Source organism: Streptomyces sp. NBC_00525, from assembly GCF_036346595.1.
In the GTDB taxonomy this organism is placed as follows: Bacteria; Actinomycetota; Actinomycetes; order Streptomycetales; family Streptomycetaceae; genus Streptomyces.
The window spans coordinates 114323-139555 of record NZ_CP107835.1; the positions used below are offsets into that span (position 1 = coordinate 114323).

General features: G+C 72.7%; 31 protein-coding genes. 14 read left to right on the plus strand and 17 right to left on the minus strand.

The window, feature by feature from the left end:
• The first annotated feature begins 148 nt into the window (after window positions 1-148).
• Window positions 149-1309, plus strand: coding sequence for an aromatic ring-hydroxylating dioxygenase subunit alpha (locus tag OG710_RS30320; protein WP_330242476.1), 1161 nt, complete (start codon window positions 149-151; stop codon window positions 1307-1309).
• Window positions 1310-1352: 43 nt separating this feature from the next.
• Here the strand turns inward: OG710_RS30320 and OG710_RS30325 are convergent, their stop codons facing one another.
• The 5 genes from OG710_RS30325 to OG710_RS30345 all read right to left on the minus strand — a co-directional run bounded on the left by OG710_RS30325 (window position 1353) and on the right by OG710_RS30345 (window position 5448).
• On the minus strand, window positions 1353-2042 hold the full coding sequence (locus OG710_RS30325; protein ID WP_330242477.1) for an IclR family transcriptional regulator: 690 nt from the start codon (window positions 2040-2042) through the stop codon (window positions 1353-1355).
• Window positions 2039-3271, minus strand: coding sequence for a fumarylacetoacetase (gene fahA / locus OG710_RS30330; RefSeq protein WP_330242478.1), 1233 nt, complete (start codon window positions 3269-3271; stop codon window positions 2039-2041). The genes OG710_RS30325 and fahA overlap by 4 nt, the downstream gene beginning before the upstream one ends.
• A 50-nt stretch (window positions 3272-3321) precedes the next feature.
• Window positions 3322-4167, minus strand: coding sequence for a hypothetical protein (locus OG710_RS30335; protein WP_330242479.1), 846 nt, complete (start codon window positions 4165-4167; stop codon window positions 3322-3324).
• A gap of 187 nt (window positions 4168-4354) precedes the next feature.
• Window positions 4355-4702, minus strand: coding sequence for a hypothetical protein (locus OG710_RS30340; RefSeq protein ID WP_330242480.1), 348 nt, complete (start codon window positions 4700-4702; stop codon window positions 4355-4357).
• 191 nt (window positions 4703-4893) lie between these two features.
• Complete coding sequence (locus tag OG710_RS30345; RefSeq protein ID WP_330242481.1) at window positions 4894-5448, minus strand: hypothetical protein; 555 nt, start codon at window positions 5446-5448, stop codon at window positions 4894-4896.
• Window positions 5449-5699: 251 nt separating this feature from the next.
• On the opposite strand from OG710_RS30345, the gene OG710_RS30350 reads away from it, so the two are divergent.
• Together OG710_RS30350 and OG710_RS30355 are read left to right on the plus strand one after the other, a co-directional pair.
• Complete coding sequence (locus OG710_RS30350; protein WP_330242482.1) at window positions 5700-6443, plus strand: vWA domain-containing protein; 744 nt, start codon at window positions 5700-5702, stop codon at window positions 6441-6443.
• A gap of 100 nt (window positions 6444-6543) precedes the next feature.
• Window positions 6544-7491: a serine/threonine dehydratase gene (locus OG710_RS30355; protein WP_330242483.1), complete on the plus strand. Its 948-nt coding sequence runs from the start codon at window positions 6544-6546 to the stop codon at window positions 7489-7491.
• An 8-nt stretch (window positions 7492-7499) separates the two neighbouring features.
• Here the strand turns inward: OG710_RS30355 and OG710_RS30360 are convergent, their stop codons facing one another.
• The 3 genes from OG710_RS30360 to OG710_RS30370 form a co-directional block, all read right to left on the minus strand.
• Window positions 7500-8156 carry a maleylpyruvate isomerase N-terminal domain-containing protein gene (locus tag OG710_RS30360; protein ID WP_330242484.1) on the minus strand — a complete coding sequence of 219 codons (657 nt, stop codon included), beginning with the start codon at window positions 8154-8156 and terminating at the stop codon, window positions 7500-7502.
• Between the two features lie 103 nt (window positions 8157-8259).
• Complete coding sequence (locus tag OG710_RS30365; RefSeq protein WP_330242485.1) at window positions 8260-8805, minus strand: AAA family ATPase; 546 nt, start codon at window positions 8803-8805, stop codon at window positions 8260-8262.
• Window positions 8806-8835: 30 nt separating this feature from the next.
• Complete coding sequence (locus OG710_RS30370) at window positions 8836-9666, minus strand: helix-turn-helix domain-containing protein (RefSeq protein ID WP_330242486.1); 831 nt, start codon at window positions 9664-9666, stop codon at window positions 8836-8838.
• Window positions 9667-9732: 66 nt separating this feature from the next.
• Between OG710_RS30370 and OG710_RS30375 the strand changes: the two genes are divergently transcribed.
• Entirely contained in the window at window positions 9733-10569 is an 837-nt protein-coding gene (locus OG710_RS30375) for an alpha/beta fold hydrolase (RefSeq protein ID WP_330242487.1), read from the plus strand.
• Window positions 10570-10618: 49 nt separating this feature from the next.
• On the opposite strand, the gene OG710_RS30380 is transcribed toward OG710_RS30375, so the two are convergent.
• Together OG710_RS30380 and OG710_RS30385 are read right to left on the minus strand one after the other, a co-directional pair.
• Entirely contained in the window at window positions 10619-11014 is a 396-nt protein-coding gene (locus tag OG710_RS30380; RefSeq protein WP_330242488.1) for an SRPBCC family protein, read from the minus strand.
• A gap of 3 nt (window positions 11015-11017) precedes the next feature.
• Window positions 11018-11635: a CGNR zinc finger domain-containing protein gene (locus OG710_RS30385; protein WP_330242489.1), complete on the minus strand. Its 618-nt coding sequence runs from the start codon at window positions 11633-11635 to the stop codon at window positions 11018-11020.
• Between the two features lie 171 nt (window positions 11636-11806).
• Here OG710_RS30385 and OG710_RS30390 point away from each other — a divergent pair, with 171 nt between their 5' ends.
• Both OG710_RS30390 and OG710_RS30395 read left to right on the plus strand, forming a co-directional pair.
• On the plus strand, window positions 11807-12130 hold the full coding sequence (locus tag OG710_RS30390) for an acyl carrier protein (protein ID WP_330242490.1): 324 nt from the start codon (window positions 11807-11809) through the stop codon (window positions 12128-12130).
• A 407-nt stretch (window positions 12131-12537) separates the two neighbouring features.
• Window positions 12538-12891: a beta/gamma crystallin domain-containing protein gene (locus OG710_RS30395; protein WP_330242491.1), complete on the plus strand. Its 354-nt coding sequence runs from the start codon at window positions 12538-12540 to the stop codon at window positions 12889-12891.
• A gap of 31 nt (window positions 12892-12922) precedes the next feature.
• Here the strand turns inward: OG710_RS30395 and OG710_RS30400 are convergent, their stop codons facing one another.
• Window positions 12923-13378, minus strand: a complete 456-nt coding sequence (locus OG710_RS30400) for a VOC family protein (RefSeq protein ID WP_111339811.1) — start codon at window positions 13376-13378, stop codon at window positions 12923-12925.
• Between the two features lie 96 nt (window positions 13379-13474).
• Between OG710_RS30400 and OG710_RS30405 the strand changes: the two genes are divergently transcribed.
• From OG710_RS30405 to OG710_RS30415, 3 genes are all read left to right on the plus strand, one after another.
• Window positions 13475-13954 (plus strand): nuclear transport factor 2 family protein, encoded by a 480-nt coding sequence (locus tag OG710_RS30405; protein ID WP_330242492.1) that lies wholly within the window; start codon window positions 13475-13477, stop codon window positions 13952-13954.
• 150 nt (window positions 13955-14104) lie between these two features.
• Window positions 14105-14800, plus strand: coding sequence for an RNA polymerase sigma factor (locus tag OG710_RS30410; RefSeq protein ID WP_330242493.1), 696 nt, complete (start codon window positions 14105-14107; stop codon window positions 14798-14800).
• Window positions 14797-15948, plus strand: coding sequence for a CU044_5270 family protein (locus OG710_RS30415; protein ID WP_330242494.1), 1152 nt, complete (start codon window positions 14797-14799; stop codon window positions 15946-15948). The genes OG710_RS30410 and OG710_RS30415 overlap by 4 nt, the downstream gene beginning before the upstream one ends.
• Window positions 15949-15955: 7 nt before the next feature.
• On the opposite strand, the gene OG710_RS30420 is transcribed toward OG710_RS30415, so the two are convergent.
• Window positions 15956-16801, minus strand: a complete 846-nt coding sequence (locus OG710_RS30420) for an SDR family NAD(P)-dependent oxidoreductase (RefSeq protein ID WP_330242495.1) — start codon at window positions 16799-16801, stop codon at window positions 15956-15958.
• Window positions 16802-16956: 155 nt separating this feature from the next.
• Here OG710_RS30420 and OG710_RS30425 point away from each other — a divergent pair, with 155 nt between their 5' ends.
• The 3 genes from OG710_RS30425 to OG710_RS30435 all read left to right on the plus strand — a co-directional run bounded on the left by OG710_RS30425 (window position 16957) and on the right by OG710_RS30435 (window position 19090).
• The gene (locus OG710_RS30425; RefSeq protein ID WP_330242496.1) at window positions 16957-17634 is read left to right on the plus strand and encodes a TetR/AcrR family transcriptional regulator; all 678 of its coding nucleotides are present in this window, start codon (window positions 16957-16959) and stop codon (window positions 17632-17634) included.
• A gap of 155 nt (window positions 17635-17789) precedes the next feature.
• Window positions 17790-18272, plus strand: coding sequence for a DUF2871 domain-containing protein (locus OG710_RS30430; RefSeq protein WP_330242497.1), 483 nt, complete (start codon window positions 17790-17792; stop codon window positions 18270-18272).
• Between the two features lie 272 nt (window positions 18273-18544).
• Window positions 18545-19090: a hypothetical protein gene (locus OG710_RS30435; protein ID WP_330242498.1), complete on the plus strand. Its 546-nt coding sequence runs from the start codon at window positions 18545-18547 to the stop codon at window positions 19088-19090.
• On the opposite strand, the gene OG710_RS30440 is transcribed toward OG710_RS30435, so the two are convergent.
• Window positions 19074-20264 (minus strand): alpha/beta hydrolase family protein, encoded by a 1191-nt coding sequence (locus tag OG710_RS30440; RefSeq protein WP_330242499.1) that lies wholly within the window; start codon window positions 20262-20264, stop codon window positions 19074-19076. The genes OG710_RS30435 and OG710_RS30440 overlap by 17 nt on opposite strands.
• 340 nt (window positions 20265-20604) lie before the next feature.
• On the opposite strand from OG710_RS30440, the gene OG710_RS30445 reads away from it, so the two are divergent.
• On the plus strand, window positions 20605-21504 hold the full coding sequence (locus OG710_RS30445) for a hypothetical protein (protein WP_330242500.1): 900 nt from the start codon (window positions 20605-20607) through the stop codon (window positions 21502-21504).
• 78 nt (window positions 21505-21582) lie between these two features.
• On the opposite strand, the gene OG710_RS30450 is transcribed toward OG710_RS30445, so the two are convergent.
• Both OG710_RS30450 and OG710_RS30455 read right to left on the minus strand, forming a co-directional pair.
• Window positions 21583-22356 carry a glycosyltransferase family 2 protein gene (locus OG710_RS30450; RefSeq protein WP_330242501.1) on the minus strand — a complete coding sequence of 258 codons (774 nt, stop codon included), beginning with the start codon at window positions 22354-22356 and terminating at the stop codon, window positions 21583-21585.
• 135 nt (window positions 22357-22491) lie between these two features.
• Entirely contained in the window at window positions 22492-23115 is a 624-nt protein-coding gene (locus OG710_RS30455; protein WP_330242502.1) for a hypothetical protein, read from the minus strand.
• A 223-nt stretch (window positions 23116-23338) separates the two neighbouring features.
• On the opposite strand from OG710_RS30455, the gene OG710_RS30460 reads away from it, so the two are divergent.
• A complete protein-coding gene (locus OG710_RS30460) occupies window positions 23339-24382 on the plus strand; it encodes an SGNH/GDSL hydrolase family protein (protein WP_330242503.1) in 1044 nt (347 codons plus the stop codon).
• Between the two features lie 47 nt (window positions 24383-24429).
• Here the strand turns inward: OG710_RS30460 and OG710_RS30465 are convergent, their stop codons facing one another.
• Together OG710_RS30465 and OG710_RS30470 are read right to left on the minus strand one after the other, a co-directional pair.
• Window positions 24430-24705, minus strand: a complete 276-nt coding sequence (locus OG710_RS30465) for a hypothetical protein (protein WP_330242504.1) — start codon at window positions 24703-24705, stop codon at window positions 24430-24432.
• A 117-nt stretch (window positions 24706-24822) separates the two neighbouring features.
• On the minus strand, window positions 24823-25191 hold the full coding sequence (locus tag OG710_RS30470; RefSeq protein ID WP_330242505.1) for a hypothetical protein: 369 nt from the start codon (window positions 25189-25191) through the stop codon (window positions 24823-24825).
• Window positions 25192-25233 lie beyond the last annotated feature (42 nt).

Sequence of the window (25233 nt, forward strand, 5' to 3'; positions counted from 1 at the left end):
GCCGACGAGGGCGCGTTCGCACCCGGATGGGCCAGTGGGGCGGGGGCGTCGCCGTCCCCGTTCACTGGTCCGGACGCGCTTGGAAGGGCGGCCGGGACGGGCGCGGACAGGATGGGGGAGGCCACCGACCCAGCTGTGAGGGAGAACCATGAAGGAGACCGACGCGGACGCGAGGGGCCCGGAGGTCTCCGGTGCGGTGGACCTGCGGCGCGTCGGCGCGCATCCGGACCACTGGTATCCCGTGGCGCGGGCCCGGGAGGTGCGGGCCGGGAAAGTGGTGCCGGCCGCGTTCGCCGGCGAGCGGATCGCGCTCTACCGAGGGCGGAACGGCGCCGTCCACGCGCTGGAGGACCGGTGCGCGCACCGGCAGGTGCCGCTGAGCATGGGCGTCGTGGAGGGTGATGTGCTCCGGTGCCGGTACCACGCGTGGGCGTACCGCGGTGACGGCCGCATCTCGCAGATCCCGTATCTGACGAAGGACGACCGCAGGCCGCCGCGCGGGGTGCGCGGCTATCCCGTACGCGAGGCGTACGGCCTGGTGTTCGTGTTCCCCGGCGACCCGGAGAAGGCGGACGCGACGCCGCTGCCGATGCTCCCGGCGTACGGTTCGCCGCACTACAAGACGCTGACGTACGCCCGGACCGTCCGCTGCCACTACTCGTTCATGCACGAGAACCTGCTGGACATGAACCACCAGTTCCTGCACCAGGGCGTCGTCGGCCGGCTCCGTCCCGAACTCCTCGGCCACAGCGGCGACGCCCGGTCGGTGGAGGCCCGCTACCTGTTCACCCACACCGGGGGCAGGCGCGACGCCGGTGCGAGCGTGCTGGCGGCGGAGGGGATCTCGGGCGGCTCCAGCGATGTGATGACGATCCGCACGGAGTATCCGTACCAGACCCTCGACCTGGTGCCGGAGGGCGCCGACCGGCCGGTCTTCAGCCTCTGGGCGGTGTACGTACCCGTGGGCGCCGACCAGCGCGCCTGCCGCGTCTACGGCCACCTCATGATCAAGAAGCCTCGCGTCCCGGCCGCGCTCAGCCTGGCCGCCCCCCTCATCAGACGGTTCACCGAGCGCATCTTCGCGCAGGACCGGATGGCGGTCGAGGCGGAGCAGCGGGCCTGGGACGAACAGGGCGAGGACCACAACCACGAGGTGTTCTCCCTGATCCTGAACCTACGGGAGACCCTGCGCGCCAACGGCGTCCCCCTGGCCGCCCCGGCGGGGCCGCGCGCGGCGGAACCCTGCGGGGGCGCCGGCGTCTGCGGCACCCCGGTGCGGTCGTCGGCGGACCCGGCGCCCGTACGCTGAGGGGCCGGGCCAGGCGCTGAGGGGCCGCGCGCCGCTCATGGGCTCAGAGGTGGTCGCCCGGCGTGCCGATGGCCTCGGCGGCTTCCCGTACGTACGGGAGTGCTCGTTCGGCGAGTTCCGGGTCCGAGGTGACGACGTTGATCGCGGCGCGGACCGGCCAGCCGGGCAGGGGTGCGGCGACGCCGTGGGCGCCGGCGTTGACCTCGCCGTGGGTGATGACGTGGCCGGCCTCGCGGATGGCCTGGACGCGCTCGGGTTCGGCGGCGCGCGGGGGGCCGGAGGCCAGGGCGGCCAGGCCGCCGGAGCCGTGGTCGAGGGGGTCGCGGCTGCCCTTGCGGTACCAGAACAGCGGGCCGTCCGTGGGAGGTTCGGCGACGACCGTGGTGACGGCGACGGCGCCGATGGCCTCGACCAGGCTGGCGGTGGCGTCCAGCCGGCGGGCGAGGCGCTGGAGGACGGGTTCGGCGACGGTACGCAGGCTGGGGCCGGGCACGCCGACGAGGCCGGGCACGGCCGGGCCCACCGTGTAGCGGCCGTCGTCGTCGCGCGCGGCGAACCCGGTCCGGTGCAGGGAGACGAGCAGGCGGTGCGCGATGGAGCGGTGGAAGCCCGTCGCCGCCGCCACCTGGCTGGTGTTCAGCCCCTCGGGGTGGCGGCCCAGTTCGACGAGGATCGCGAGTCCGCGTTCCAGGGTCTGCGAGCCGCCGCCCTCCGGTTCGTTCGGTGGGGTCACGGGGTCTCGTCCGGCAGCGGCTGGATCGTGGGGAGGATCGTGCCGCGGACCTCGCCCAGGCCGATGCGGCCGCGCGCGCCGGGTGCCGAGTAGCGCAGGACGACCTCGTCGCCGTCCTGGAGGAAGGTGCGCTCCTCGCCGCCGGCCTTCCAGGTCTCCCGGCCGCCCCAGGACAGCTCCAGGAACGAGCCGCGCTGCTCCTTCTCCGGCCCGGAGATGGTGCCCGACGCGTAGAAGTCGCCGACGCGCAGGGAGGCGCCGTTGACGGTGAGGTGGGCGAGCATCTGCGCGGGCGACCAGTACATGGAGGCGTACGGGGGGCGCGAGACGACGGTGCCGTTGACCTCGATCTCGACGTCGATGTCGTAGCCGGACGGGCCCTGCTCCCGCAGGTAGGGCAGGACGGCGGGCTCCTGGCCGGGCAGTTCGGTGCGGGCGTGTTCGAGGGCGGCGAGCGGGGTGACCCAGGCGCTGACGGTGGTCGCGAAGGACTTGCCGAGGTTGGGGCCCAGCGGGACGTACTCCCATGCCTGGATGTCGCGCGAGGACCAGTCGTTGACGCCGGTGACGCCGAAGACGGTGTCGGTGAACTCGGCGGTGGAGACGCGCTGCCCGAGCGGGACGGTTCGGCCGACGACGAAGCCGAGTTCGGCCTCGATGTCCAGGCGCAGCGACGGGCCGAAGGTGGGCGCCGGGTCGGTGGGGGCCTTGCGCTGTCCGGCGGGGCGGTGCACGGGGGTGCCGGAGACGACGATGGAGCCCGCGCGGCCGTGGTACGCGACCGGCAGGTGGCGCCAGTTGGGCATCAGCGCGTCACCGTCGGGGCGGAAGATCCGGCCGACGTTGGTGGCGTGGTCCACGGAGGCGTAGTAGTCGACGTAGTCGCCGACCTCGAAGGGCAGGTGCAGGGTCGCGTCGGCCAGCGGCACGAGCCGCACGTCGTCGCGGTGCGCGGTGTCGGTGAGCAGCTCGGTCGCCCAGGCGCGAACCTCGGCCCAGGTCGCCGGTCCTGCGGCCATGAGCGGGTTGAGCGCGGGGGCGTCGAGGAGCGGCGTCCAGTCGGGGCGCAGGGCGGTGGCCGCGGCGCCGAGGTCGAGGACGTGGTCGCCGATCCGGACGCCGATGCGGGGGGTGGTGCCGGTGGTGGAGAAGACGGCGTACGGGAGGTTGTCGACGTCGTAACCGCTGCCGGCCGCGGCATCGACCCAGGTGACGGGGTGAGCGTGCATGTGTGGAGCCCTTCGGTGACGGGAAGCGGGTTGCGGCGGTCGGGCGGCTGTCAGGCGGTGGGGTCGAGGAGGCCCAGGGCCGCCAGGTCCTCCAGCGGTTCGAGCACGCTGCAGGAGCCGTACGAGGTGAAGGCCGCCCGTGCCGCGATGATCTCGGCGGGCGGGAGCGCGGAGACCGCGCGGGCCAGCGCCTCCGGGTCGCGCTCGGTGAGGTCGGCCCGGACGACGGGCAGGGGCGCTCCGGCGCAGGCCCGCGCCGTGGCGAGAAGCACGTTGAGATAGCCGTGGTGCTCGAAGCCGGTGGCGGGGGCGGTGTGCCGGACCGCGTGATGGAGCCCGGCCGTGCACTTGAAGGCGATGTCCGCCGCGACGGTGTCGCGAATCCACACCGCCACCTCGTCCTCGGTGGGAAAGGCTGCGGCCTCGGTGCCTCCGGTACGGAACTTCAGCCGGAAGCCGTGGCGTACGGCGGAGGCGAGGGCCTGCTCCCACGCGGGCGCGCCGGGGCGCGGGGCCTCGATGTACACCGCGCCGGGCAGGTCGAGCGCGGCCAGACCGTCGATCTGGGGGCGCAGGGGCTGCGCGGGGTCCGGTTTGATCTCCAGCGCGGCGGGAACGAGGCGGTCGCTCGCGGCGAGGGTGGCCAGGACGGCGGGGATCGCGGCGGGTCCGGCCACCACGCTCACCCGCATGCCGTCGGGGAACAGGTCGGGTCCGGCGAGCCCGGTCAGCTCACCGAGCCGGTCCGCGCCGATGACGAAGGGGCCGACGAGCCCGGCGTGGGCGGACGCGAGGTGTTCGGCGTGCGCGGCGACGGCCTGCGGGAGCGGGGCCAGACCGGGCGGGAAGATGGCGGCGTCGTCCACGAGACGGCGGAAGGCGAGAGGTAGGGGCACATCCGCACCCTAGCGGAGCGCCTTCGCAATAAGAACAACCGCCGTTCTTTTATCGGGCATGCCGTTCTCTTGGGGCAGGCTGTTCCCTTGGGCAGGCCGTTCTTTCGGCGGGTACGCGCACGGCGCGGTCAGAGCCCGGCGGGACGAGGCAGGGGCCGGCTCCCGAGGGAACCGGCCGGGTCGCCGGTCAGCCGAAGACGACGGAGCGCACCTTCAGCCGCTCGCTGGCGCCACCCGTGAAGGGGCGCAGCCGGAACACATCGCCCTGGCAGTTCGCCTCGCTGAACACCGTGGCCCAGGCGTCGGTGCGGTTCTTCGGGGAGTGAGCCGGCTCGGGGTTGTCCTCGCCGACGCCGGGAAGGTTGAGGCACACGTCGCTGTCGGGGTTGTTCAGGAAGCCCGACGCCTCGTAGCCCTCGACGGTCACGTAGTCGTAGCGGAACTGGCCCGTGGCGGCCGAAGCGGGTGCGGCGGAGACGGTGACGGCGAGCAGGGCGGCACCGAGGACGGTGGTGAGGCCGGAGCGCAGACGCATGACCAAGTCTTTCTGCTGACGGGATGATTGCCGCGCCGATCTTGCCCCGCGGCTCTGCCCCCGCCGGTCCGTTGTCACTCGTACGCATGATGCGGAAACGACACTGCGCCCCCGACATTCCCCCGACCGGCCCTGTCGCGCGGGGTCGGGGCTTCCCCCACCACCGGGAGGGGTGGGGGAAGCCGCGGGTTTCAGCAGGGGCGGATGTGGAAGACCGGGGTCCAGGAGGCGGTGCCGGAGCCCTTGGCCACGTGGGACCAGCGTTCGCTGCCGTCGCTGTTGTAGAAGCGTGCGCGGGTGCCGGAGGTCTGGTTGTTGTTGAAGGTGCCGTCGCCGACACCGTTGAAGTCGTAGTAGCCGCAGTAGTAGTAGTCGTAGACGGCTCCGGTGCCGTCCTTGATGCACAGGTGCCCGTTGGCGCAGGCCAGCGCCGCGTTCGGGGAGGCCAGGTTGCGGGTTTCGGTCTGTCCGGGGACGGGGAGCGTGGCGGTTCCGCCGGGGATGTCGAGGGCGTTCGCCGATGTCTGGTGGGCGCGGGGCTCCTGGGCGAGCATCGCGTCCATCTGCCGCTGGAGCTGTCCGGCCTGCTGGTCGGTGAGACCGGCGGCCCGCGCCTGTGCGGCGTAGGTCTGCTGCTGGTTCGGGGCGGTGGGGTTCACGGCGTGAGCGGACAGGGCCGGGCCCGCGACGAGGGCCGCGACGGCGGCCATCAGTCCGACGGACCGGCGGAACGAGACACGCTTCAAGGTCTTCTCCCTGGGTTGGCCGTGCGCCTCTTTGAGGAGCACGGCCACACTTCCCAACTGGGCCCCGAATCAAGGGACATAGTGGCTATGTTCACCGTTAAGTGGCGCAGATGCCTTTTTTCGCACGCGCAGAAATTCACCGAGCAGCTGTGTCAATGCCGGGCCGGGAAATCGCGCCCCCGCCCATGACCACCGGCTCCGGTCCGGGCGAACCGTTCACGCCGTCGAGGGCGCCCCTGCAAGATGGGAACGTGAGTGCAACGAACAGCCGCGAGTCCGCTCCGGCCATCAGCCTGTCCAAGGTGATCGAGTACGCGCCCGACCTGGTGCCCCACTACGAGGCGGCGGGCAGCAGCGTACGGGCTCACGGGCTTGAAGGGACGCGGGCCGCCGTCTACCTGGTGCTGGACCGCAGCGGATCGATGCGTCCGTACTACCGGAACGGCACCATGCAGCGCCTGGCCGAACAGGTCCTGTCGCTGTCGGCGCACCTCGACGACGACGGGATCGTCCCGGTGGTGTTCTTCTCCACGGACGTGGACGGCTCCACCGATCTGGTGCTCGGCCGGCACCGGGGGCACGTCGACAAGCTGCACGAGAACCTCGGCCACATGGGCCGTACGAACTACCACTGGGCGATGGACGAGGTCATAGACCACTACCTCGCCTCCGGCAGTACGGCCCCCGCGCTGGTCGTCTTCCAGACGGACGGCGGGCCGACCAGCAGGCGCGCCGCCGAGCAGTACCTGTGCAAGGCGGCCCGGCTGCCCCTGTTCTGGCAGTTCATCGGGTTCGGCGACCCCGACGACAACGAGTTCGCGTTCCTGCGCAAGCTCGACACCCTCGACGTCCCGGCCCGCCGGGTCGTCGACAACGCCGGCTTCTTCCACGCCGGCCGGACGCCGGGGGCCGTGCACGACGACGTGCTGTTCGACCAGTTGCTCCAGGAGTTCCCGGAGTGGCTGGAGTCCGCGCGCGACGCGGGGGTGTTGTAGGGCGGAGGGTGTGCGGCGCGGCGGGTGATGTGACGCGGTGGGCGGTGGTTCCCGGCCGCCGGCGCTGGTGCCGGCGACCGGGTGTGTGAAGCATGGAGGGGTGAAGAACCTCAGCGATGCGCTCTCCCCCGAACCTGTTCCCGTACCTGTTCCCGCTCCCTCGGATGTGTCGGCGGCCGCCGACAGAATTCGCCCGTACGCCCGCCGTACGCCGCTGCTCGATCTGGAGGTGGACGGCCGCCGGGTGCTGCTGAAGCTGGAGTACCTCCAGCGCAGCGGCTCGTTCAAGCTGCGCGGTGCGCTCAACGCGCTGCTCGCCATGGCCCCGGACGACCATGTCGTGGCGGCGTCCGGCGGCAACCACGGGCTGGCGGTGGCGACGGCGGCGTCGCTGCTCGGCAGGTCCGCGACGGTCTATGTGCCGGTGACGGTGCCGGAGGCGAAGGCCCGCCGGATCGAGGCCGCCGGGGCGCGGCTCGTCCGGCACGGCGCGAACTTCGCCGAGGCGGCGTCGGCGGCGCTGGACGTGGCCGCGCGGCCGGGTCACCGGTTCGTGCACCCGTACGACGATCCGGCGGTCATCGTGGGCCAGGGCACGGTGGGCGCCGAGATCGTGGCCGACGAGCCCGCCGTCGACACGGTCGTCGCGGCCGTGGGCGGGGGCGGCCTCGCGGCCGGTACGGCGCTGGCGATCGCCGGGCGCACGGTCGTCGCCGCCGAACCGGAGGACTGCCGCTGCCTGCACGACGCGCTGGCCGCCGGGAAGCCGGTGGACTCCCCCGTCGGGTCCGTGGCCGCTTCGGCCACGGGTGCGAGCCGGGTCGGCGAGGTCGCCTTCGAGGTCCTGGCCGCCCATGGGGTGACGTCCGTGCTGGTCAGCGACGAGGAGATCCTCGGGGCGCGCGACCTGCTCTGGGAGGAGTGCCGGATCGCGGTCGAACCGGCCGCCGCCATCTCATTCGCCGCATGGTTGGCCGGCCGCGTTCCGGGGAAGCGGCCGTGCCTGATCATCTGCGGCGCGAACGCCGACTGGACGGCGGCGGGGTAGGGCGCGGGTCAGCCCAGGACGAGCGGAAGCCTGGCCGCCAGGTCGCCCAGTTCCGCCGTCTGCGCGGGCGTCGGTGTACGGCGGCCCGTACCGATCCGCAGCGCGTCGGCGTCCGGGAGCGAGGCGGGGAACGCGGCGCCCGCGACGGCCTCCAGCGCGGTACGGGCCGCCGCCAGCGTCTCGGCCGGCGGTTCGGGGGCCGTGGGCAGATGAGCGACCAGGTCCAGGTGGTGCAGGGTGCCTTCGAGGACGTACGCCGTGAGGTAGTCGGCGACGGTGAGGACCTTGTCCTGGGTGAGGACGCGGGCGGCCGGGTCGGCGAGGCCACCGGCACGGACGGCCGCCGAGCCGACGTCGTCGATGTGGTGCTTGAGCCACCTCGGTTCGCCGTACGCGGCCGCCAGCCTCGGGATCAGCGCGTCGAGCGGGTCGTCGCCGCTCGGAGGCTCGGTGAGCAGCTCCCAGTAGCCGGGCGCGTCGGTGGTGACGGGGGCGCCGGCCGGGGTCACCAGGGTGATCAGTACGTCCTGGGCGTCGATGACCAGATGGCACACCAGGTCCCGGACGAGCCATCCCGTACAGCCGGAGGGCTGCCCGAAGTCCTCGTCGGGGAGTCCGGCGACGGCGTCGAGCAGCGCCGTCCAGGTCCGTGAGAAGGGATGCACGGTGCCACGCTAGAGGACTGCCGGGGCCGGCCGCCCCGCCCGGGCTCGTGATCCAGGCCGGCCGCACCCGAACCGTCGCCCCCACGCCATCGCCCCCGCGTCGTCAGCGCAGGAAGTCCGTCACGAACCGTGCGCGCTCCTCGACGGGGACGAGGGGCAGGTGCACCAGCTCGTAGCCGTACGCGGTGTACACGTCGACCATCGACTCGTAGGTGCGCTCGGCCTGGGCGTAGGACTGTGTGCGTTCCCCGTCCTGTTCGTAGATCTCCGGCCAGGGCGGGGCGATGAGCACGCGGCGGTGGTAGCGGAACGTCTCGGCGGCGGTGTGGACGTGGTCGGGGACCGGCAGCCCCTCCAGCCGCAGATAGCCCACGACGTCCGGGACACCCCGGTCGAAGAGGACCGGCTCCGCAGAGCCGGCGGCCATGCGGTAGGAGCGCAGTTCCCAGCTGAGCATCAGTTCGGCGAAGAGCGCGCGATCGGCCCAGGGCAGCGCGGGGCCGCCGATCGCCATCTGGTCCCGGATGACGCCGCGCCCCGCCTCGACGGAGCGCGCGTACCCCATCCCGTGCAAATGGTCGATCAAGGTGCTCTTTCCGGAGCCGGGGCCTCCGGTGATGACGACGAACCGCTCCGAATCCGGAGTCATACGACGCGACCTCTTTCTCTCCCGTGTCCCTCAGCGGCCCGGCCAGGCGATCGGGTCCACGGCGAGGAACGGTTCGCGCGCCACCGCCGCCGGGGTGGCCCCGGTGAACGCCATGACCTCCCGGTGGAGGTGGGGCTGGTCCGCGTAACCCGTTTCGGCGGCCACCCGGGCCGCGCCCTCGCCGGCGACCAGGCGGTGGGCGGCGTGGTCGAAGCGGATCAGGCTCGCCGCGCGTTTGGGAGCCAGGCCGAGCTGGGAACGGAAGCGGGACCACAGCCGCTTCCGGCTCCAGCCGACCTCGGCGGCGAGTTCCTCGATCCGGACCGTGCCGTGCCCGGCGGTGATCCGCTGCCAGGCCCGCGCCACCTCGGGGTCCACCGGCGGCCGGGCCGCGTACCGGCGGGCGAGCAGGGCGTCCGCGAGCGCGAAGCGGTCCTGCCAGGAAGGGGTTTCGCCGAGCCGTTCCCGTATCCGCGACGCCTCGCGGCCCCACAGGGCCTCCAGCGGGACGACGGTGCCGTCGAGTTCGGCGGGAGGGATGCCGAGCACCGCGCGGGCGATCACCGGGGACAGCCGCACCTGTACGCACTCGACGTTCTCCCCGCGCGCCCGCACCGCTCCCCCGGAGCCGAGTCCGGGGCCGGCCACGAGGCAGCCGCGTTGCGGGTCATCGGTCGCGGAGTCGAGGACGGGGGCACCGGCGCCGAATTCGAGGAGCAGCGTGACCGCCGGATGCGGGACCATGCGCAGCGCGTCCAGGTCGTGCACGCAAAACCCTGCCATGGTGACTCCGGCCACCCGGCTGGGCTGCTGGGGACGGGCGATGTCCCACACGGCCGTGCCGTGCGTGAACGTGTGCACCCTCCCATGCTACGAGGCGGAACATTCATCCAATACACGGGCGGAGCAGGTGGCGACAGTGGGTTCATGACTGCTTCTGAGAGCACGGCCGAGTTCTCGGCGGTGACGCTGGACGACGGCGACACCCTCCATGTGTGCCAGGACGGGCCCCGCGAGGCCCCGGCGCTCCTGCTCGTCCACGGGTCGGCGTCCTCCGTGCGCTCCTGGGACGCGCTCGTCCCGCTGCTGACGCGGAACGGGGCCCGCGCGCACCGTGTCGTACGGGTCGATCTGCTCGGGCACGGCCGGTCGGACAAGCCGGACGACGGTTCGTACGCGATCCCGGACCAGGCGCGGCGGGTCGGCGAAGTGCTGGACCGGCTGGAGGTCGGGCGCGCCGTGGTGGTGGGCCACTCCAGCGGTGGGGTGACGGCCACGGCGCTGGCGGAGCGGCGGCCCGAGCTGGTGTCGGCGCTGGTGCTCGTCAACACGGGGCCCGGCCTGGGGGCGTTCATCGGCCCGGTCGCACAGGGTCCTGCGGGTCCCGTGCGGTGGCCGCCGGACGACGAGCAGATCCGGCGGCTCGCGAGTACAGGTTTCAGCCGCCCCGGCTACCGGGTACCGGACGCGCTGCTGGACGAGGTGCGCGCCATGACCGCGCACAGCTTCGCCGCCACGATGCGGGGCACGCTCGCCTATATGTCGGAGCGGGCGCTGCCGGAACGGCTGGCGGTGCTCGGCAAGCCGCTGCTGGTGCTCTTCGGCGCGGAGGACCGCCGCTGGCGCTCCTCGTCGGCCGCCGACTACCGCGTCGTCCCGGACGCCCGTGTGGAACTGCTGGCGGGGCTGGGGCACTCGCCGATCCTGGAGGACCCGCCGCAAGTCGCCGGCCCCCTGCTGGACTTCGCCGCGCTGCACGGCTGAGGGGGCGGGCGAGATCCGCTGAGGGGACGGCCGACTCGCTGTGCGCCCGTCACGGGCGGTCAAGGGCGGCCTCCACCTCGTCCATCACCTGCTGCCAGTGGGCCCGCCGGTGTTCGCGTTCCTCCGCGCTCGACAGGTGCTCCTGGTGGAAGCGGAGCATCGTACGGGCGCCGTGCGCCGCCGGGGTCATGGCCAGTTGGAGGGTGGTGGTGCCGTGGGTGACGCGGATGCGGTCCCCCGGGCGGTAGCCGCGTACCTCGCCGGTCACGCCCGCCGCCGTGCGGTACGGCGCGCCGCGCTCGGGGGTCAGGTCCGTGTCCGAGCCGAGCCAGAGGGCGAGTCCTTCGGGGCCGCTCATGAAGTCCCAGACGACGGACGGGGGGTGGGGCAGGGTGCGGGACACGCCGATCTGCCAGCCCGCGTCCCTGGTGAGTCCGGTGGTCATCGGTCATCCTTCCTCGGAGTGGCGGGCGCGCAGCGCCCTGACCTTGTGTCGGTTGCCGCAGTGCTCCATCGAGCACCAGCGGCGGCGGCCGGGGCGCGAGGTGTCCACGTAGATGAGGTGGCAGTCCTCGGCGGCGCAGGTGCGGATGCGGTGGGCGTGGGGGCCGGTCAGCAGCTCGACGGCGTCGCGCGCGACGGTGGCGGCCAGCGCCGTGCCCCGCGGGGCGCCGGCCCAGCGGCGGCGGCCGTCCGGGCCGATGGCGGGCGCCAGGGCCGGGCGGGCGGCGACCTCGTTGATGACCGCCAGGTCCGCGACCGGGTGCGGTTCGCCGCGTGTGTGTGCGATGACCACCCGGAACAGCGCGTCGCGCAGCCCCCGCAGCAGGGCCACTTCCGTCGCGGAGACGGCCGGTTCGGGGGTCGGGGTGAGCCGGGAGCGCTCCGCCCAGGCGAGGACGTCGGCGGGCTCGTACAGCACCTCGTACCGCTGGTAGGGGCCGGGGCCGCCGGTGGTCAGCAGCTCCAGGCACAGGGCGCCCGGATCGAACCGGTACGCGACCCCCGTGGTGGAGCGCAGCGTCAGACCGGGCGACCGCGACTCCGTTCTCTCCGCAGCATTCATGTAACCAATATAAACGGTTACACCGACAACGCCAGGGGCAGCGGGCCGCCTCCCCCGTACCGCCGCGCGAGCGGTCGTCCAAGAGAGCTCAAGCGCGAACCGGCAGCGTGACGGACATACACGGGCTCGCACGCGGCCAGAAGTCCCGGCAGCCGGAAGGAAGTCCGCCCCATGTCACAGACACCGTGGAACGCGAAGTTCGAGCAGATCCTCCGGCAGGGGCTGCCCGGCCTGGGCCAGGGGAAGACGCCCGACCCCGATGCCCCGATGGAGAGTTACGGGCTCGACTCCATGGCCCTCATCGCCCTGGTCGGCACCCTCGAATCGTCGTACGGGGTCAGCCTCGCCGGCGAGGTCGTCGTACCCGTGCACACCCTCACCGCGGGGCAGCTCTGGGGCATCGTCTCCGCCGCTCTCCAGCCGTCCTGGGACGCCGGGCTGTACCCGTCGTCGGACATCTCCACCCACGGGCGCACCCCCTGGGCCGTCGCCTGACCCGGCGCCCGGTCCCGTCCTCGCCCATACGGCGTGCGGCCGCGCGCACAAGTGGCCCGCCCGTGCAGGATCGGGCGGGCCACGGAGAGGGAGCCTCCGGTCGAATCGATCGACCTGTGTGTCACCGGGCCCACCATGCCGAAGGCGCCTGGAGCGCCGCCGGAGTACGCCGGGAGCGGGAGCGCCGGGAGCGGTGCGCTGCCCGGCGCTCCCGTCTCCTTCGTTTCGGCTGATTGGGTCGCAAATCGGCGGTTCCCCGGCGCCTGCCGTGCCCGTCGGCACCGGGGCCACAAGATCGACTTCGGGCCGGCTCGCGGCCCGGCGGGGCGGAGGCCGGTGTGCCGGCGTCGCCTCGTCACCGATACGGCCGGGCCGCGCGCCCGGCCCGTACGTACCAAGGAGATCTCGTGATCGCACAGGGCAAGCGGATCGTCGGCTCCCTGGCCATGGCGTTCGCCGCCGCGGCCTCGCTCACCGTCGCCGTACCCGCCGGGTCCGCCTACGCCATCGACCACGTGGAGTGCGTCGGCGGCGCGGACTTCCTGAAGATCTACTCCCACCTCGACGGCCGTCAGAGCGTGGACTGCTACGCGAACGCGGGCCGGACCGACTTCGGCGGCTGGTGGGCCGACCGGATCTCCACCGGGAACAACGACCTCATCTACTACGACGTCAACGGCGACTCCGTGCGGATCAACCGCTGGACGGACATCACGTTCCCGAACAACCCGCCCCGGATCAAGAGCATCCAGATCCTGTGATCCGGGGCCGGACAAGCACCGGCCGACCCGCTCAGACGACGTCGAACTCGTTGCCCTCGGGGTCCAGCATGGCGGCGGCGTAGAACTCCATGTCCGGCTCCTCCCTGATCCGCGCCACCGTGGCACCGGCCTCGACCAGCCGGGCCACCGTGGCGTCCACCCGCTCCTTGCGCACGGCCACCGGGACGGCGCGGCCGCCACCGACCTTGAGGTCGAAGTGCCACCGGTTCTTGACGGCCTTCGCCTCCGGGACCCGCTGGAACCACACCCGCGGCCCCCGCCCCGCCGGGTCGATGATCGACTCCGGTATGTCCCCCGCTCCGGGCGGCAGCTCCTCCGCCGGCACCCCCATGTCCTGCCAGTACGCCCGCCACGAGGCATGGCCGTCCGGCGCGGGCTCGGGCACGTAACCCAGGGCCGGAGCCCAGAAGGCCACCATCCGCTGCGGATCGGCGCAGTCGATCGTCAGTTGCACTTCCACGTCCATGCCCCGAGCCTCGCAGACGGGTCTGACAACGGGCGGGAAGCGCCTTGACCGGAAGCGCCTTGACCTCAAGTCCGCTTGAGGCATGAGGCTTGCGTCATGGATACCGAAGAAGCGCGGCGACAGCTGCGACACCTGACCGACCGTGCCGAGATCACCGATCTGCTGGACCGCTACCTCCGCTCCCTGGACCACGGGATCTTCGACGAGGAGTGGGCGCGCAGGTTCCACACCGAGGACGTCACCGCCGAGATGCCCATCGGGACCGTACGCGGCCGGAGCGCCGTCCTGGAGCGCATTCGGCAGGGCATGGCCCTGTTCGACCGGACGGTGCACATGGGCACGAATGCCGTCATCGAGATCGACGGCGACCGGGCCACCGCCAGGGGCACCCAGCTGAGCACCCATGTCCTCGCGGACGGCTCGGAGAACCTGTTCGTCTCCGCCGGGCATACGGACGCCGAGCTGGTGAGGACGCCGGACGGCTGGCGGATCTCCGCCTCCGCGCTCCGGGTGGTGTGGACGCGGGGGACTCCGCCGCGCCTGCCGCAGGACTTCGCCCTGGCCTCCGCCGACTGAGGAGCGGCGGCCCAGAAGACGGTCCGGAGGACGGCCCGGACAAGCGCACGCGGCGGACGGCCCGAGGTGTGGCGGGGGTCACCGGAACCCCGGAGTCCGTCCGGAGAGGTAGGTGATGTGAGATGTGATGATCAGGACGATCGGGAGCATATGCGCGCGCGCATCAGAGCCGGTGACCGCGACGCGTTCGCCGAGCTCTACGAGAAGTACGCACGGCCGGTCTACAACCACGCCTACCGGCTGACGGGCGACTGGTCGACGGCCGAGGAGACCATGTCCGAGACCTTCCTGGCCGCCTGGCGCACCCGGCACACGGTCGAACCGGAGGGCGAGTCGCTGCTGCCGTGGCTGCTCGGGATCGCCACGAGCAAGGCGCGCAACGCCAACCGGGGCAACGGGCGCCGGCTGGCCTTCCTGGCCCGCCGCCCGGCCCCGGAACCGGTCGCGGACATCGCGGAGGCCACGGCCGGGCACGTGGACGACACCCGGCGGCTCGCCGCCGTCCGGCAGGCGCTGGGCGGCCTGCGCCGCCAGGACCGCGAGGTGCTGGCCCTCTGCGTCTGGTCCGGGCTCGACTACGCCGAGGCCGCCGAGGCGCTGGACATCCCGGTGGGGACCGTACGCTCGCGCCTCTCCCGCGCCCGCGCCCGGCTGCGGCGGCTCACCGACGAGCAGCTCGACACCGCACCGGACGGGCCCGCGCGCACCACGCGCGCCGACCGCACCGCCCGCACCACGCGCCGCGCGCAAACCGTCCGGTCCGGCGGGGAACCGCGCCCCCGCCGCGGAGAGGTAGGAGGCAGGGCCGCGTTCGTGGCCCTGCCCATCCAGGAGGAAGCCCGATGAACGACCGCACCTCCGGCCCCGAGCGGGCCGAACGCGAGGAACTGGCCCGGCTGCTGCCGGTCCCGGCCGAACGGGACCTGCCTCCGGGCCGACATCTCCACCACAAGGAAACACTGATGCGTCAGATCGACCAGGACAGCGTCCGGAACAGCGGCGGCCAGGACAACGGCCGGGAGAGCAGCCGGAACGGCGGCCGGAACAGCCGCCACGACGGCGAGCACGCCACCGCCCGCCCCCGGCCCCGCCTGCTGCGCCCGGCCGTCCTGCTGCCCGCCGCCGGGCTCGCCCTGGGCGGGGTGCTGCTCACCACCCTCGCGGTGACCGGCCGGGACCACGCTCCGGAACCGGCCGCCGCCCGCACCTCCTCCGGGGCCACCGCCCACCGGGGCGCGGCCGTGCTGCTGGACCGGATCGCCACGGTCGCATCGAAGACCGACGAACGAAAGGTCACCGACGACCAGTTCGTGTACGTCAGGACCTTGCAGACCGAGAACGAGGGCACGTTCGGCGGCCCGGTGAAGCTGACCGAGCCCCGTGAGCGCGAGGTCTGGATGACCCAGGAGTCCGGTCCGGTGATCGACGAGGGGCTGATCCACCAGAACGGCTCGTACGGTCCGATCACGGTCGGGGTTCCGGACGGCGAGGAGCCGGTCGGCTATCCGGCGGGGCTCAACCGTCCGACGTACACCTGGCTTGCGTCGCTGCCGACCGACCCGGAGGCTCTGCTCCGGCGGCTCTCCGCCGAGATCACGGCGGATCAGGACGCGCGGAACACCCCGGCCGAGGACCGTGACCCGGACCAGGACGTCTTCGACGCCATCGGTGAGCTGCTGCGGGAGACGCTGATGCCGCCGAGGACCGCGGCCGCCCTCTACAAGGCGGCGGCCGGAATCCCCGGGGTGAGCGTGGACACCGACGCGGTGGACGCGGCCGGCCGGCACGGTGTCGGGGTGGCCCGCGACAACACCCGCGCGGGCTGGCGCACCGCCTGGATCTTCGACGCGAGGACGCTGGAGTACCTGGGCGAGCGGAGCTATCTGATCCGGGACACCTCGCTGGGCCGGAAGGGCACCGTGACCAACCGGACGGCGGTCATGGAACGCGCGGTGGTCGACGCCCTCCGCGAGAAGCCGTCGACGAAGGCCTGAGCCCTCATCAGGAGGCGTCGGCCGCCGCGAGGAGCCTCCGGGTGAGGTGGTGCAGACGCAGGGCCGCCTCCGGGTCGAACGCCTTGCCCTTGAGGGGGAGCCGACGGGTGGTGCGGTAGGCCGTGTACGCGTCGTGCGGCGGTTCGGCCAGGAGGCGGGCCATGGGGGCGACCGCCTTGTCCACGGACGTGGCGAACAGGGCGAAGGACGCCCTGGTGAGGGTGCGCATCGGCTGCGGGAGGTGATCGGGCATGCCGGTGGCCACGACGCCGGGGTTGTAGCCGATCGTACGGACGCGGGTGCCGGGGTGGACGGTGGCGAAGGACGCGCCGAGCAGGTCGTTGGCCCGGAAGGACTGGAGGGTTGCCCTGGTGCCGCCGTAATGCCGGGTGAGCTGCGGGTCGCCCCAGTGGATGCGGCCCAGGGGGACGCCGGGGGTGCCGACGTTCATGACGACGGGACGGGGCGCGGCCTCCAGTGCGTCGTGCAGTTCGTGGCTCAGGACGAACCGGCTCAGGTAGGCGAGGGCGAAGCTGTGCTCGAACCCTTCCCCGGTGACCGTGCGGGGGCCGAAGAGGCGGTAGCGCTGGGCGCACAGGACGAGTGCGTCCACCGAGGGGCAGGTGGCGCGGATGCGGGTGACGAGTTGTCTGGTCGCCGCGACGGAGGTCAGGTCGGCCCGCAGGAAGACCGCGCGGTCGCCCGCTCGGATGGCTTCCGCCTGCGCGAGCAGGGCCTGCCCCTTGGCCGGGGTGCTGCCGACGGCCAGGACGCGCGCGCCCTGGCTCAGGCAGTGGAGAGCGAGCCCCTTGCCGAGTCCGTCGGTGCCTCCGGTGATGACCACGGTCTGCATCCTGGCTCCCTCCGTCGCGGGCACGGGCGGCGGATCGGATGCGCGGCCCGGCGCCGCAAAAACGCTATGCGGATATCTCTTATCCGCTTACGGGGACCGTAGCACGGAAGCGGATATGCTCTATCCGGTTCATTGGCTGGTACGAGGAGACGTTCATGGGCGGTCGGGCGGAAGGCGACGGAGCGGCTGCGGAAGGCGACGGAGCGGCTGCGGAAGGCGACGGAGCGGCTGCGGCGGGCGCGCGCCCGCTGAGGCGGGACGCCGAGCTCAACCGCCGGCGCATCCTGCGGGCCGGGCGCGAGGTGTTCGCCGTACGGGGCCTTCAGGCGACGCTCAACGATGTCGCGCACCACGCCGGGCTCGGGGTCGGCACGGTCTACCGGAAGTACCGCGACAAGCAGACGCTTGCGGAGGCCGTCTTCGGGGAAGAGCTCGACGACATCGCGGCGATGGCCCGCGCGGCACGGGACGAGCAGGACGCCTTCGGGGCGCTGGCCGGGTTCCTCGAAGGTGCCCTGGCGCGGGCCGCGCACAACCGGGGGCTGCGCGAACTGATGCGCCGGGGCGACGCCGAGGGCCCCGGCCTCGTACGCGCGCGGCAGGAGATCATGACCCACTGCGCGCATCTGGTGGCGCGCGCCCGCGCCGAAGGCACCCTGCGCGACGGGGTGACCGAGGCCGACATCGCCCCGATCGCGGCGATGATCGACGTCGTCATGGCGCTGCCCGCCGGCGAGCCGGCGGGCGAGCCGTGGCGCCGCTACCTCACGATCCTCCTCGACGGGCTCCGCGCCCACCCGGAACAGGACCCGCTCCCCGGCGACACGTTGTGATGGACGACCAGCGGGGACACACGTAGGCCAAAAGACGCTCGAAAGGGACTGGAGAGGAGCTGGAAAGGGGCTGGTGACGCGCCCCTGGGAGAAAGGGGTGAGTGCTTGTATGGCCTGGTCCGAACGGTAGTCGAGCCGGGGAGTGGGGCGCCGTCATGCGGAAGTCGTATTACGCAGCGCACGTCTACATGATCGTCGGAGTGATCTCCGGGCTCTTCTACCGGGAGTTCACGAAGCACGAGGACTTCCACGGCGACACGCAGCTGGCGCTGATGCACACGCATCTGCTGGCGCTGGGCATGCTCGTCTTCCTGATCGTGCTCGCGCTGGACAAGGTCTTCGGGCTCTCCGGCTCGAAGCTGTTCACCGCGTTCTTCTGGTTCTACAACCTCGGCATCGCCCTCTCGACCGCCATGATGGGCGTCCACGGCATCCTGACCGTGCTCGGCCGCAGCGAGGACGAGATCGCCGAGGTCGTACCGCTGACGGCGGGGCTCGGGCACATTCTGCTGACGGTCGGGCTGATCCTGCTCTTCGTCCTGCTCGGCAAGCGGGTCAACGAGCACGTCAAGCCGGCGGCCGCGCCGGACGAACCGGCTTCGGCGACCGCCACCCCCGCCGGAGGCATCCACGCGTGACCGGTCGTCTCCCCCTCCCGCGCGGTATCCGGGTCAGGTGGCGGCCGTAGAACGTAAACCGGCCTCCCTGGCTGGGGTTCATTCGAAAACGGACCCGCGCGATCGAAACCGGCGCTCGGGTCCGGAGCCCAGCAGAGCGCGCACCCACCCGGCCCACCACAGGAGCGCGCGCGGGGCCCCGAGCCCACCGGTCCGGTGTCGGCGCACCGCCCGCGGCGGGAGCAAGGCAGACACCCCTCCTCAAGACGCCTCCCCCTCATTACGCTGCGCCCATGGCCAGCAACCGCGACCGCGACCGGGATCCCGCTCTGCTCGAACCGCAGGGGCCGGTGGCGACGGCCGTCCACTACGTCCTCGGGACAGCCCTGTTCCTGGGGGCGGGCGGGTTCTGCGTGTACGCCACCGTCCGTACGGTCTCCGAGTTCGGGGACACCAACAGCGGCTGGACCTGGGCGGGAGCGGTGCTCGCCCTGGGCGCGGCGTTCGTCGCCTGGATCGGCCTCTCCACCGTCGTCGCCGCCCGTATGGAACGGGAGGCCACGCTGCGACTGGCCGGCGCGGGCGTGGAGGCGAGCGCCCTGGTGCTGGCGGTCGCGTCCGCCCCGCCGACCAACGACTACCACCACCAGGTCCGGCTCACGCTCCGGATCAGCGGGCCGGGGTTCGTGCCCTTCGAATGCGCCACGGAGGTGCTGAGGCACCGTTTCGGCGGTGCCGCGCAGGGAACGATGCTGTCGGCTCGGGTCGACCCAGTGACGCGCGCGTTCACGATCGAGCGACCCCGACCGCCCGCCGACCCCGCTACGGCTGGAACGTGACCTCCGGGTTGTCGGCGGTCGGGCCGGCGAGCAGCCGCTGCGGTACGCCCTTGAGGTGGAGGTCGAAGAAGGCGGCCACGTAGTCGCGGGTGATGTCGCCGGAGCGGTCGGCGGGCAGCGGGGCCGAGGGGTCGACGATGCCCAGTTCGGCGGCGAGCAGCGGCAGGTCGGTGAAGGTGAAGTGGCCCGCGTCGGCGACGGTCAGCCACCGCTTCCAGCCGTCGAGGCGCTGCCAGTCCCGGTCCCAGGTGGTGTCGAAGGTTCCGCCGGAGGCGTGGTCGGCTTCGGTGCCGAGCATCATGAACGGGCGGCCGCCGAGCCCGGTGGCGGGGACGGGGTCGAAGAAGGTGCCGTCCATGTTCACGCCCGCGCGCACGCGCCGGTCGGCGGCCATCGTGGACGCGGCGGAGTCGCCGCCGATGGAGTGCCCGGCCATGCCGACGCGCCGCCGGTCGATCATCGAGGCGTACCGCCAGGCGGGGTGACGGCCGGTCAGCCGGTCCAGCAGGAACGACACGTCCGCCGCCCGCCCCCGTGCGACCTCGGCCAGGCCCGCTTCCCCGGTGCGCTCCACGTAGTCGCAGGCGGCGCACGGGAGGACGCGTCCGCCGGGGAAGACGGTGGCGGTGGACTCGTGGGCGTGGTCCACGGCCGCGACGACGTAGCCGCGGGCGGCCAGGTCCGTCGCGAGGGCGGTGAGCGTGAAGCGGCTCTGCCCGAAGCCGGGTGACAGGACGACGAGCGGGAACCGCCCGCGTACGGGCTTCGCCCCCGTACGGGCGTACGTCTCGGTCGCCCCGATCACCTCCGGCGCGACGAGCCCGCCGAGCCCCCGCGATTCGAGGAGCAGTCGTGCCTCGCGCGTGCTCATGTACGGGGCGGGCGCCCCGCTGCCGGGCCGCGCGGGGTAGAACACGGACACCAGCAGCTCGCGTGCGCCGGCCGCCGGCACGTACGGGTCGGTGCGGTCGGCGTCCCGCAGATGCAGGGTGCTTCTCCCGACCCCGTACGGCCCGCTCGGCGCGGGCAGCCGCAGCTGCGGCGCGGTGACGGAGGCGGCGGGCGCGGACCGGCTCACGTCGGTCGGCGGTGCGGCGACGGCGGGCGTGACGGCGGCCGCGCCGAGGGCAAGGACAAGGAACGATGCGGCGACACCGCGTCGGCGAGTTCTCATGCTCCCGACGCTATGACCACCCCGCCCCTCTCAACGTCCGCCCAGGGGATGCCCTGTGCTCCCTCCGGGGTCGCACGGAGGGCGAACACGTCGTACCAGGGGCCTACCGGAACGACCGGGCTCACCCGGTGCCCGCAGCATCGGTGCGCGCTCCGGCGTACGCCAAGTCGTCGGCTGTCGCGGCCGGTTCGGGCGTGTCCTGTGCGCCGGGCCGGTCGTTGCCCCGGCAAGGGGAGGGAGGACGCGAGGCAACTCCAGGCCGGCCGTCGGCAGTGCGCCCACCGGCCCCGACATCGACACCGACACCGCTCGTCGCAGACCTCGAAAGGGAGTACCGCTGATGAAACGATTCGCCTCTTCTCCGCACCGGTCCCGGCCGCCGCGCGGACCGGCCCGTGCGTGGGCTCTGTTCGTGGCGACCCTGCTCGCCGTGGCGGGCACGCAGTTCGCGCTCGCTCCGGCGTACGCGGTCTCGCACATCAGCGTCTCGTCCACCACGGTGGCCGCCGGTGAGACCCTGACCATCGACTTCAACGGCACCGCGGACACCCCCAGGGCCGGTGCCGGTGAGAACTTCTACGCCGGTTCATCGAGCCTCGGTTCCCTCGACGCGCTCACGACGATCGAGTCGTGCGGCGGCAACACCGCGCCGTGCGTCGAGCTGGCGGGGTACGGGCCCCGGGTGCCGCTCGGTGATCTGGCCGGCGGGGAGGCGTTCAGCGGCTCGATCACGCTGCGCGTCGACCCGGAGACCCCTGCGGGCACGTTCGTCCTGCGCTACCAGCTCTACGCCAACGGCGGCGAGGCCACCGCGAACGGCCCCACCATCACGATCACCAACACGCCGGCCGAGGCGGACCTGGGCGTGCACCTGAACGCACAGCCGAGGGTCGGCATCCTGGCGCCCTACCTCTCGTACACCCTCCGCACCCACAACAACGGCCCGGAGACGGCCACCGCGGTCACGGTGACCGCGACGCTCCCGGCGGGGAGGACGATCACGGGCCTCTCCCCCGGCTGCACCGCCGCTCCGGGCACGGTCACCTGCACCTACGCGGACCTCGCGGACGGCGCCGACGCGGTCGCCACGTTCCGCGTCCCGATCGGCATCCTCGACTTCGGCCCCACCCATGTCACCGCCGTCCGCACCGCGTCCTCGCCGAACGACCCGAACCCGGCCAACGACCGGGACGACGCCACGTGCACGACCCTCTCCATCGCCCTGGCCAGTTGCGCCTGACGTGAAGCCGCGACCGCGGCCCGGACCCCGCGCCCACCGGGCGCGGGGTTCAAGGGGCCCGTACGTCCGGGGTACGCCTCAGATCCGCGAGTTGCGCAGCGACTGCCACGCCGCGCCCGCCAGGGCCCGTGTCGCCCTCGGAACGGAGAGGTGCTCGTGCTCGCGGTACAGGGACCAGTTGTACTTGACCAGGGACATCTTGTTGGAGGACAGCGAGGTCGCCTGGCCGGCCCGGTACACCGCGAGCGGCTCGGCCAGGCCGCGGGCGTCCGCGCCGTCGCGCATGATCGACAGCCACAGCGCGTAGTCCTGGCGCTTGCGCATCTCCGGCATGAGCCGGGTGCCCAGCGCGTTGCGGTCGTACATGGCGGTGAGCGCGCCGATGTAGTCGCGGCGCAGCATCGCGCGGTAGTCCACGTGGGCGCGGGCGCGGATCACCCGCCCGTTGGGCACCCAGTCGACGCTCTCGCCGGCATGGTCGGCGTCCATCTTGTAGTAGCTCGTGAACGTCAGCGGCGCGGTGCCTCCGGCGGCGAAGGCGAGCTGCTTCTCCGTCTTCTCCGGCAGCCACATGTCGTCGGAGTCGAGGAACGCGACGTAGTCGCCGCGGGCGCGCTCCATGGCGAGGTTACGGGCCCGGCCCGCGCCGCCCCGCTCGGGCGCCGTCCGCGGCAGTACGCGTTCGTCCTGGGCGGCGAACTCGCGCAGCAGGTCCATCGACTCGTCGGAGGACTGGTCGTCGGTGATCAGCAGCTCCACGTCCGTGTGCGTCTGGGTGAGCACCGACCGGACGGCCGCGCCAAGGGTGGCCGCCGAGTTGTAGACGGGCATCACGACAGACACCAGGGGCACAGCGCTTCTCCTCGCGAGATCAGGGGCAACGGTTCATTCAAGCATTACGGCGAGTGAGTACCGACCCCGCCCACCTGCGGGGTAGCGCGCGGCGCGCCTGCGCGGCAGCGCGGCCCGCCGCGCGGGCGGTGACCGCTACTCGCTCACCCCGACGATCCCCCAGCCCCGCCGGGCCGCCTCGGCCAGGACGCATCCCCAGCCGATCAGGAGGCGTACGAAGGAGTCGAAGTCGGGTATCCAGCCCTGCGGCTCGGCGGCGTACCGGTCGAAGGGCGCGCGCAGTCCGTCGAGCCGGGGGCGTACGCGCTCCCAGGTCGCGAGCAGTTCCCGTACGCGCTCCGGCGCGCACACCACCAGTACGCCGTAGGAGACCTCGGGGTCGTCGGTGAAGAACGCGCGGTCCTCGCACTCCCGCTCGTCCTCGAAGTCCGGTCCGTCCCAGGTCAGCCCGCCCAGCAGCGCGTCCAGCTCCGCGCGCAGGGCCGGGTCGGCGTGGTCGCGTACCTTCTCCCACGCCTCCCCCGCCCAGAAGTGCGGCTTGAACGAGCCGCAGGTGCCGGGGAAGTCGTAGACGCCGAAGTACGCGCTGTGCGGCCCGCGCGGCCACTCCCAGCCGCCGTCGCCCGCCGGGGCGGGCCGGTCCCAGAACCCCGTCCGGTCGTCGTACCAGGCGTCCCGCAGCCGGGGCAGCCGCTCCCGCGCGGGCGGCTCCCCCAGCCACGACCAGTCGGCGATCAGTGTGGTGATGTCGAGGCCCATGCCGCGAGCCTATCGACGCGGTCCCGGAGCGCCGGGGGCCGGCGGCGTCAACGCGGACGACCGGCAACAGCGCGATAGATCTGACGATTTACCCCGATCGGGGATGATTAGTCCGATTCGCTGCCCGCGCGGCCGGGCCGGATGGATGATCACTGCGAGGTACCCCGCCCCGGAAGAGCCGACCGGCCCCGGGGCGCCCTTCCCCCACATCCTGGAGCACACCATGCGACACCGTGTGTCACGCCTGCGTACACGCGCCCTGGCCGTCGGACTCGCCCTGGCGGCGTCCGCGCTGCTGCCCTCCGGCTCCGCCGGGGCGGCGGACTCGTACGAATGGGCCGCGCTGGGTGACTCGTACACCGCCGGCGTCTTCGTCGGCGCCCCGCAGCCGCCGCTCGGCGACGCCTCGCGGGACGGCTGCGACCGCACCGAGAACGCCTATCCGGACCTCGTGGACCGCGAGCTTGCCGAGTTCCCGCCGGGCAAGCCCGTCAACCTGACGAACGTGAGCTGCGGCGGCGCCGTGATCTCCGACATCGCCAGGACCGGGCAGACCCCGATCAGCCCGGTGCAGCCGCCCGAGGGCGGCTGGCCGGCCGTGGACACGCAGATCAAGCGGGCCGGTCTCGACGAGGAGACGGACGTCGTCACCATCGGCGTCGGCGGCAACAGCCTGCCGTTCGCCGGCATCCTGACCACCTGCCTGGAGAAGGGCACGATCGGCCAGTCCTGCCGCGACTACTTCACCGACCCGCCCGAGGGCGAGGAGAGCATCACCGACAAGCTCGCCAGGGTGCAGGACGAGTACATCGGGATGCTCGCCGAGGTGCACCGGGCCGCGCCCAACGCCGAGGTCATCACGGTCGGATACCCGGCCGTCCTCCCCGAGGACAGCGGCGACTGCAACCGCCTGGCCCTCACCGAACTGAGCCTGATCACCCATGCCGATGTCGACTGGTTGCGCGACGACGTCCTCAAGCCGCTGAACAGGACGATCCAGCGGGTGAGCAGCTTCTTCGGCGACCGTTACGTAGACGTCTACTCCTCCAGCGAGGGCCATGACGTCTGCCGGCCCGCGGACACCAAGTGGGTCGAGGGCATCTGCGGCAACGCGGAGAACTTCTGGCCGGCCGCGATCCCCGGCATCCCGCTGAACTGCGCCGTCGTCGGCAAGAAGCTCACCCTGGTCCACCCCAACGCCGAGGGCCACGCCAACACGGCGGCCCACGTCGAACGCGCCATCCGCATCTCCCTGCTCGAACGCTGACCCGCTCGTGGCGGCCGCTGTGGAACGGACGCGGAGAAACGGCGGTGTCAGGCGCGAAGGACGGCCACCAGCTGCCAGACGCCCGCAGCGTGCACCAGCGCGCACGTCCCCCAGGCACCCGCTCCCCGCATCCCGTGGCGGATGACGGATATCCAGCCGACCGCAACAAGAAGGGCCGCGACAGCCCACAGGGTCCAGGAAATGACGAGCCACGGAGTGGAGGGTTCCGTGAGCAGGTTGATCGCCGCAAGCGGTGCGAGCACCAGCAGTGGCAGGGCCCAGGTGGCCTCGGTGGTCGTGCTGGGGGACGCCGTCGAGGTCACGCGGAACACTCCATCTCCGTGGAAACCACGGCCACTTGATTGGCCGACCGGGACAACCACGCTACCTTCCGGCCGGCCGGTGCCGCCCGCGCGCGGGCCGGTGTGGCAGGGGCGCGATTACCAGGCCGTGACGACGCGGTAGCTCAGTTTCGTCTGGGGGAGGTTGCTCTGGGTCAGGGTGCCGCTGGCCCAGGTGTTGCCCGTGCAGTCGGCGCCGGAGTAGAGCAGGACCGACGCGGAGCCGTTGACGATCTGGATCGAGCGGACCGGTTCGGCGGTGGTGTGGCAGGTGCCGAGGTCGCCGAGGTCGGGGTTGAGGACGGTGCCCGTGCCGTTGGCGCCCGTGTAGAGGGCGGCGCCCGGCTGCAGGGGCGGCCAGCCGGCGGCGTTCGCCGTGCCGGTGCCGAGGACGGCGAGGCCGGCCAGCGCGGCTGTCATGGTCGCCGTCGCGGCGACGGTACGGAGCTTTGCGTTGCGGGGGAGCATACGACCGCCTTCTGGGTACGGGGACGCCCTGTGCCGGTGGGC

Bases quoted from the DNA above. Each gene is read 5' to 3' on its own strand.
- OG710_RS30440 (WP_330242499.1), bottom strand. From the start codon at position 20,264: ATGAGAACTCGCCGACGCGGTGTCGCCGCATCGTTCCTTGTCCTTGCC.
- OG710_RS30340 (WP_330242480.1), bottom strand. From the start codon at position 4,702: ATGCGTCTGCGCTCCGGCCTCACCACCGTCCTCGGTGCCGCCCTGCTC.
- OG710_RS30470 (WP_330242505.1), bottom strand. From the start codon at position 25,191: ATGCTCCCCCGCAACGCAAAGCTCCGTACCGTCGCCGCGACGGCGACC.
- OG710_RS30320 (WP_330242476.1), top strand. From the start codon at position 149: ATGAAGGAGACCGACGCGGACGCGAGGGGCCCGGAGGTCTCCGGTGCG.
- OG710_RS30460 (WP_330242503.1), top strand. From the start codon at position 23,339: ATGCGACACCGTGTGTCACGCCTGCGTACACGCGCCCTGGCCGTCGGA.
- OG710_RS30435 (WP_330242498.1), top strand. From the start codon at position 18,545: ATGGCCAGCAACCGCGACCGCGACCGGGATCCCGCTCTGCTCGAACCG.
- OG710_RS30415 (WP_330242494.1), top strand. From the start codon at position 14,797: ATGAACGACCGCACCTCCGGCCCCGAGCGGGCCGAACGCGAGGAACTG.
- fahA (WP_330242478.1), bottom strand. From the start codon at position 3,271: ATGCACGCTCACCCCGTCACCTGGGTCGATGCCGCGGCCGGCAGCGGT.
- OG710_RS30390 (WP_330242490.1), top strand. From the start codon at position 11,807: ATGTCACAGACACCGTGGAACGCGAAGTTCGAGCAGATCCTCCGGCAG.
- OG710_RS30425 (WP_330242496.1), top strand. From the start codon at position 16,957: ATGGGCGGTCGGGCGGAAGGCGACGGAGCGGCTGCGGAAGGCGACGGA.
- OG710_RS30405 (WP_330242492.1), top strand. From the start codon at position 13,475: ATGGATACCGAAGAAGCGCGGCGACAGCTGCGACACCTGACCGACCGT.
- OG710_RS30400 (WP_111339811.1), bottom strand. From the start codon at position 13,378: ATGGACGTGGAAGTGCAACTGACGATCGACTGCGCCGATCCGCAGCGG.
- OG710_RS30430 (WP_330242497.1), top strand. From the start codon at position 17,790: ATGCGGAAGTCGTATTACGCAGCGCACGTCTACATGATCGTCGGAGTG.
- OG710_RS30375 (WP_330242487.1), top strand. From the start codon at position 9,733: ATGACTGCTTCTGAGAGCACGGCCGAGTTCTCGGCGGTGACGCTGGAC.
- OG710_RS30410 (WP_330242493.1), top strand. From the start codon at position 14,105: ATGCGCGCGCGCATCAGAGCCGGTGACCGCGACGCGTTCGCCGAGCTC.
- OG710_RS30420 (WP_330242495.1), bottom strand. From the start codon at position 16,801: ATGCAGACCGTGGTCATCACCGGAGGCACCGACGGACTCGGCAAGGGG.
- OG710_RS30365 (WP_330242485.1), bottom strand. From the start codon at position 8,805: ATGACTCCGGATTCGGAGCGGTTCGTCGTCATCACCGGAGGCCCCGGC.
- OG710_RS30445 (WP_330242500.1), top strand. From the start codon at position 20,605: ATGAAACGATTCGCCTCTTCTCCGCACCGGTCCCGGCCGCCGCGCGGA.
- OG710_RS30385 (WP_330242489.1), bottom strand. From the start codon at position 11,635: ATGAATGCTGCGGAGAGAACGGAGTCGCGGTCGCCCGGTCTGACGCTG.
- OG710_RS30380 (WP_330242488.1), bottom strand. From the start codon at position 11,014: ATGACCACCGGACTCACCAGGGACGCGGGCTGGCAGATCGGCGTGTCC.
- OG710_RS30455 (WP_330242502.1), bottom strand. From the start codon at position 23,115: ATGGGCCTCGACATCACCACACTGATCGCCGACTGGTCGTGGCTGGGG.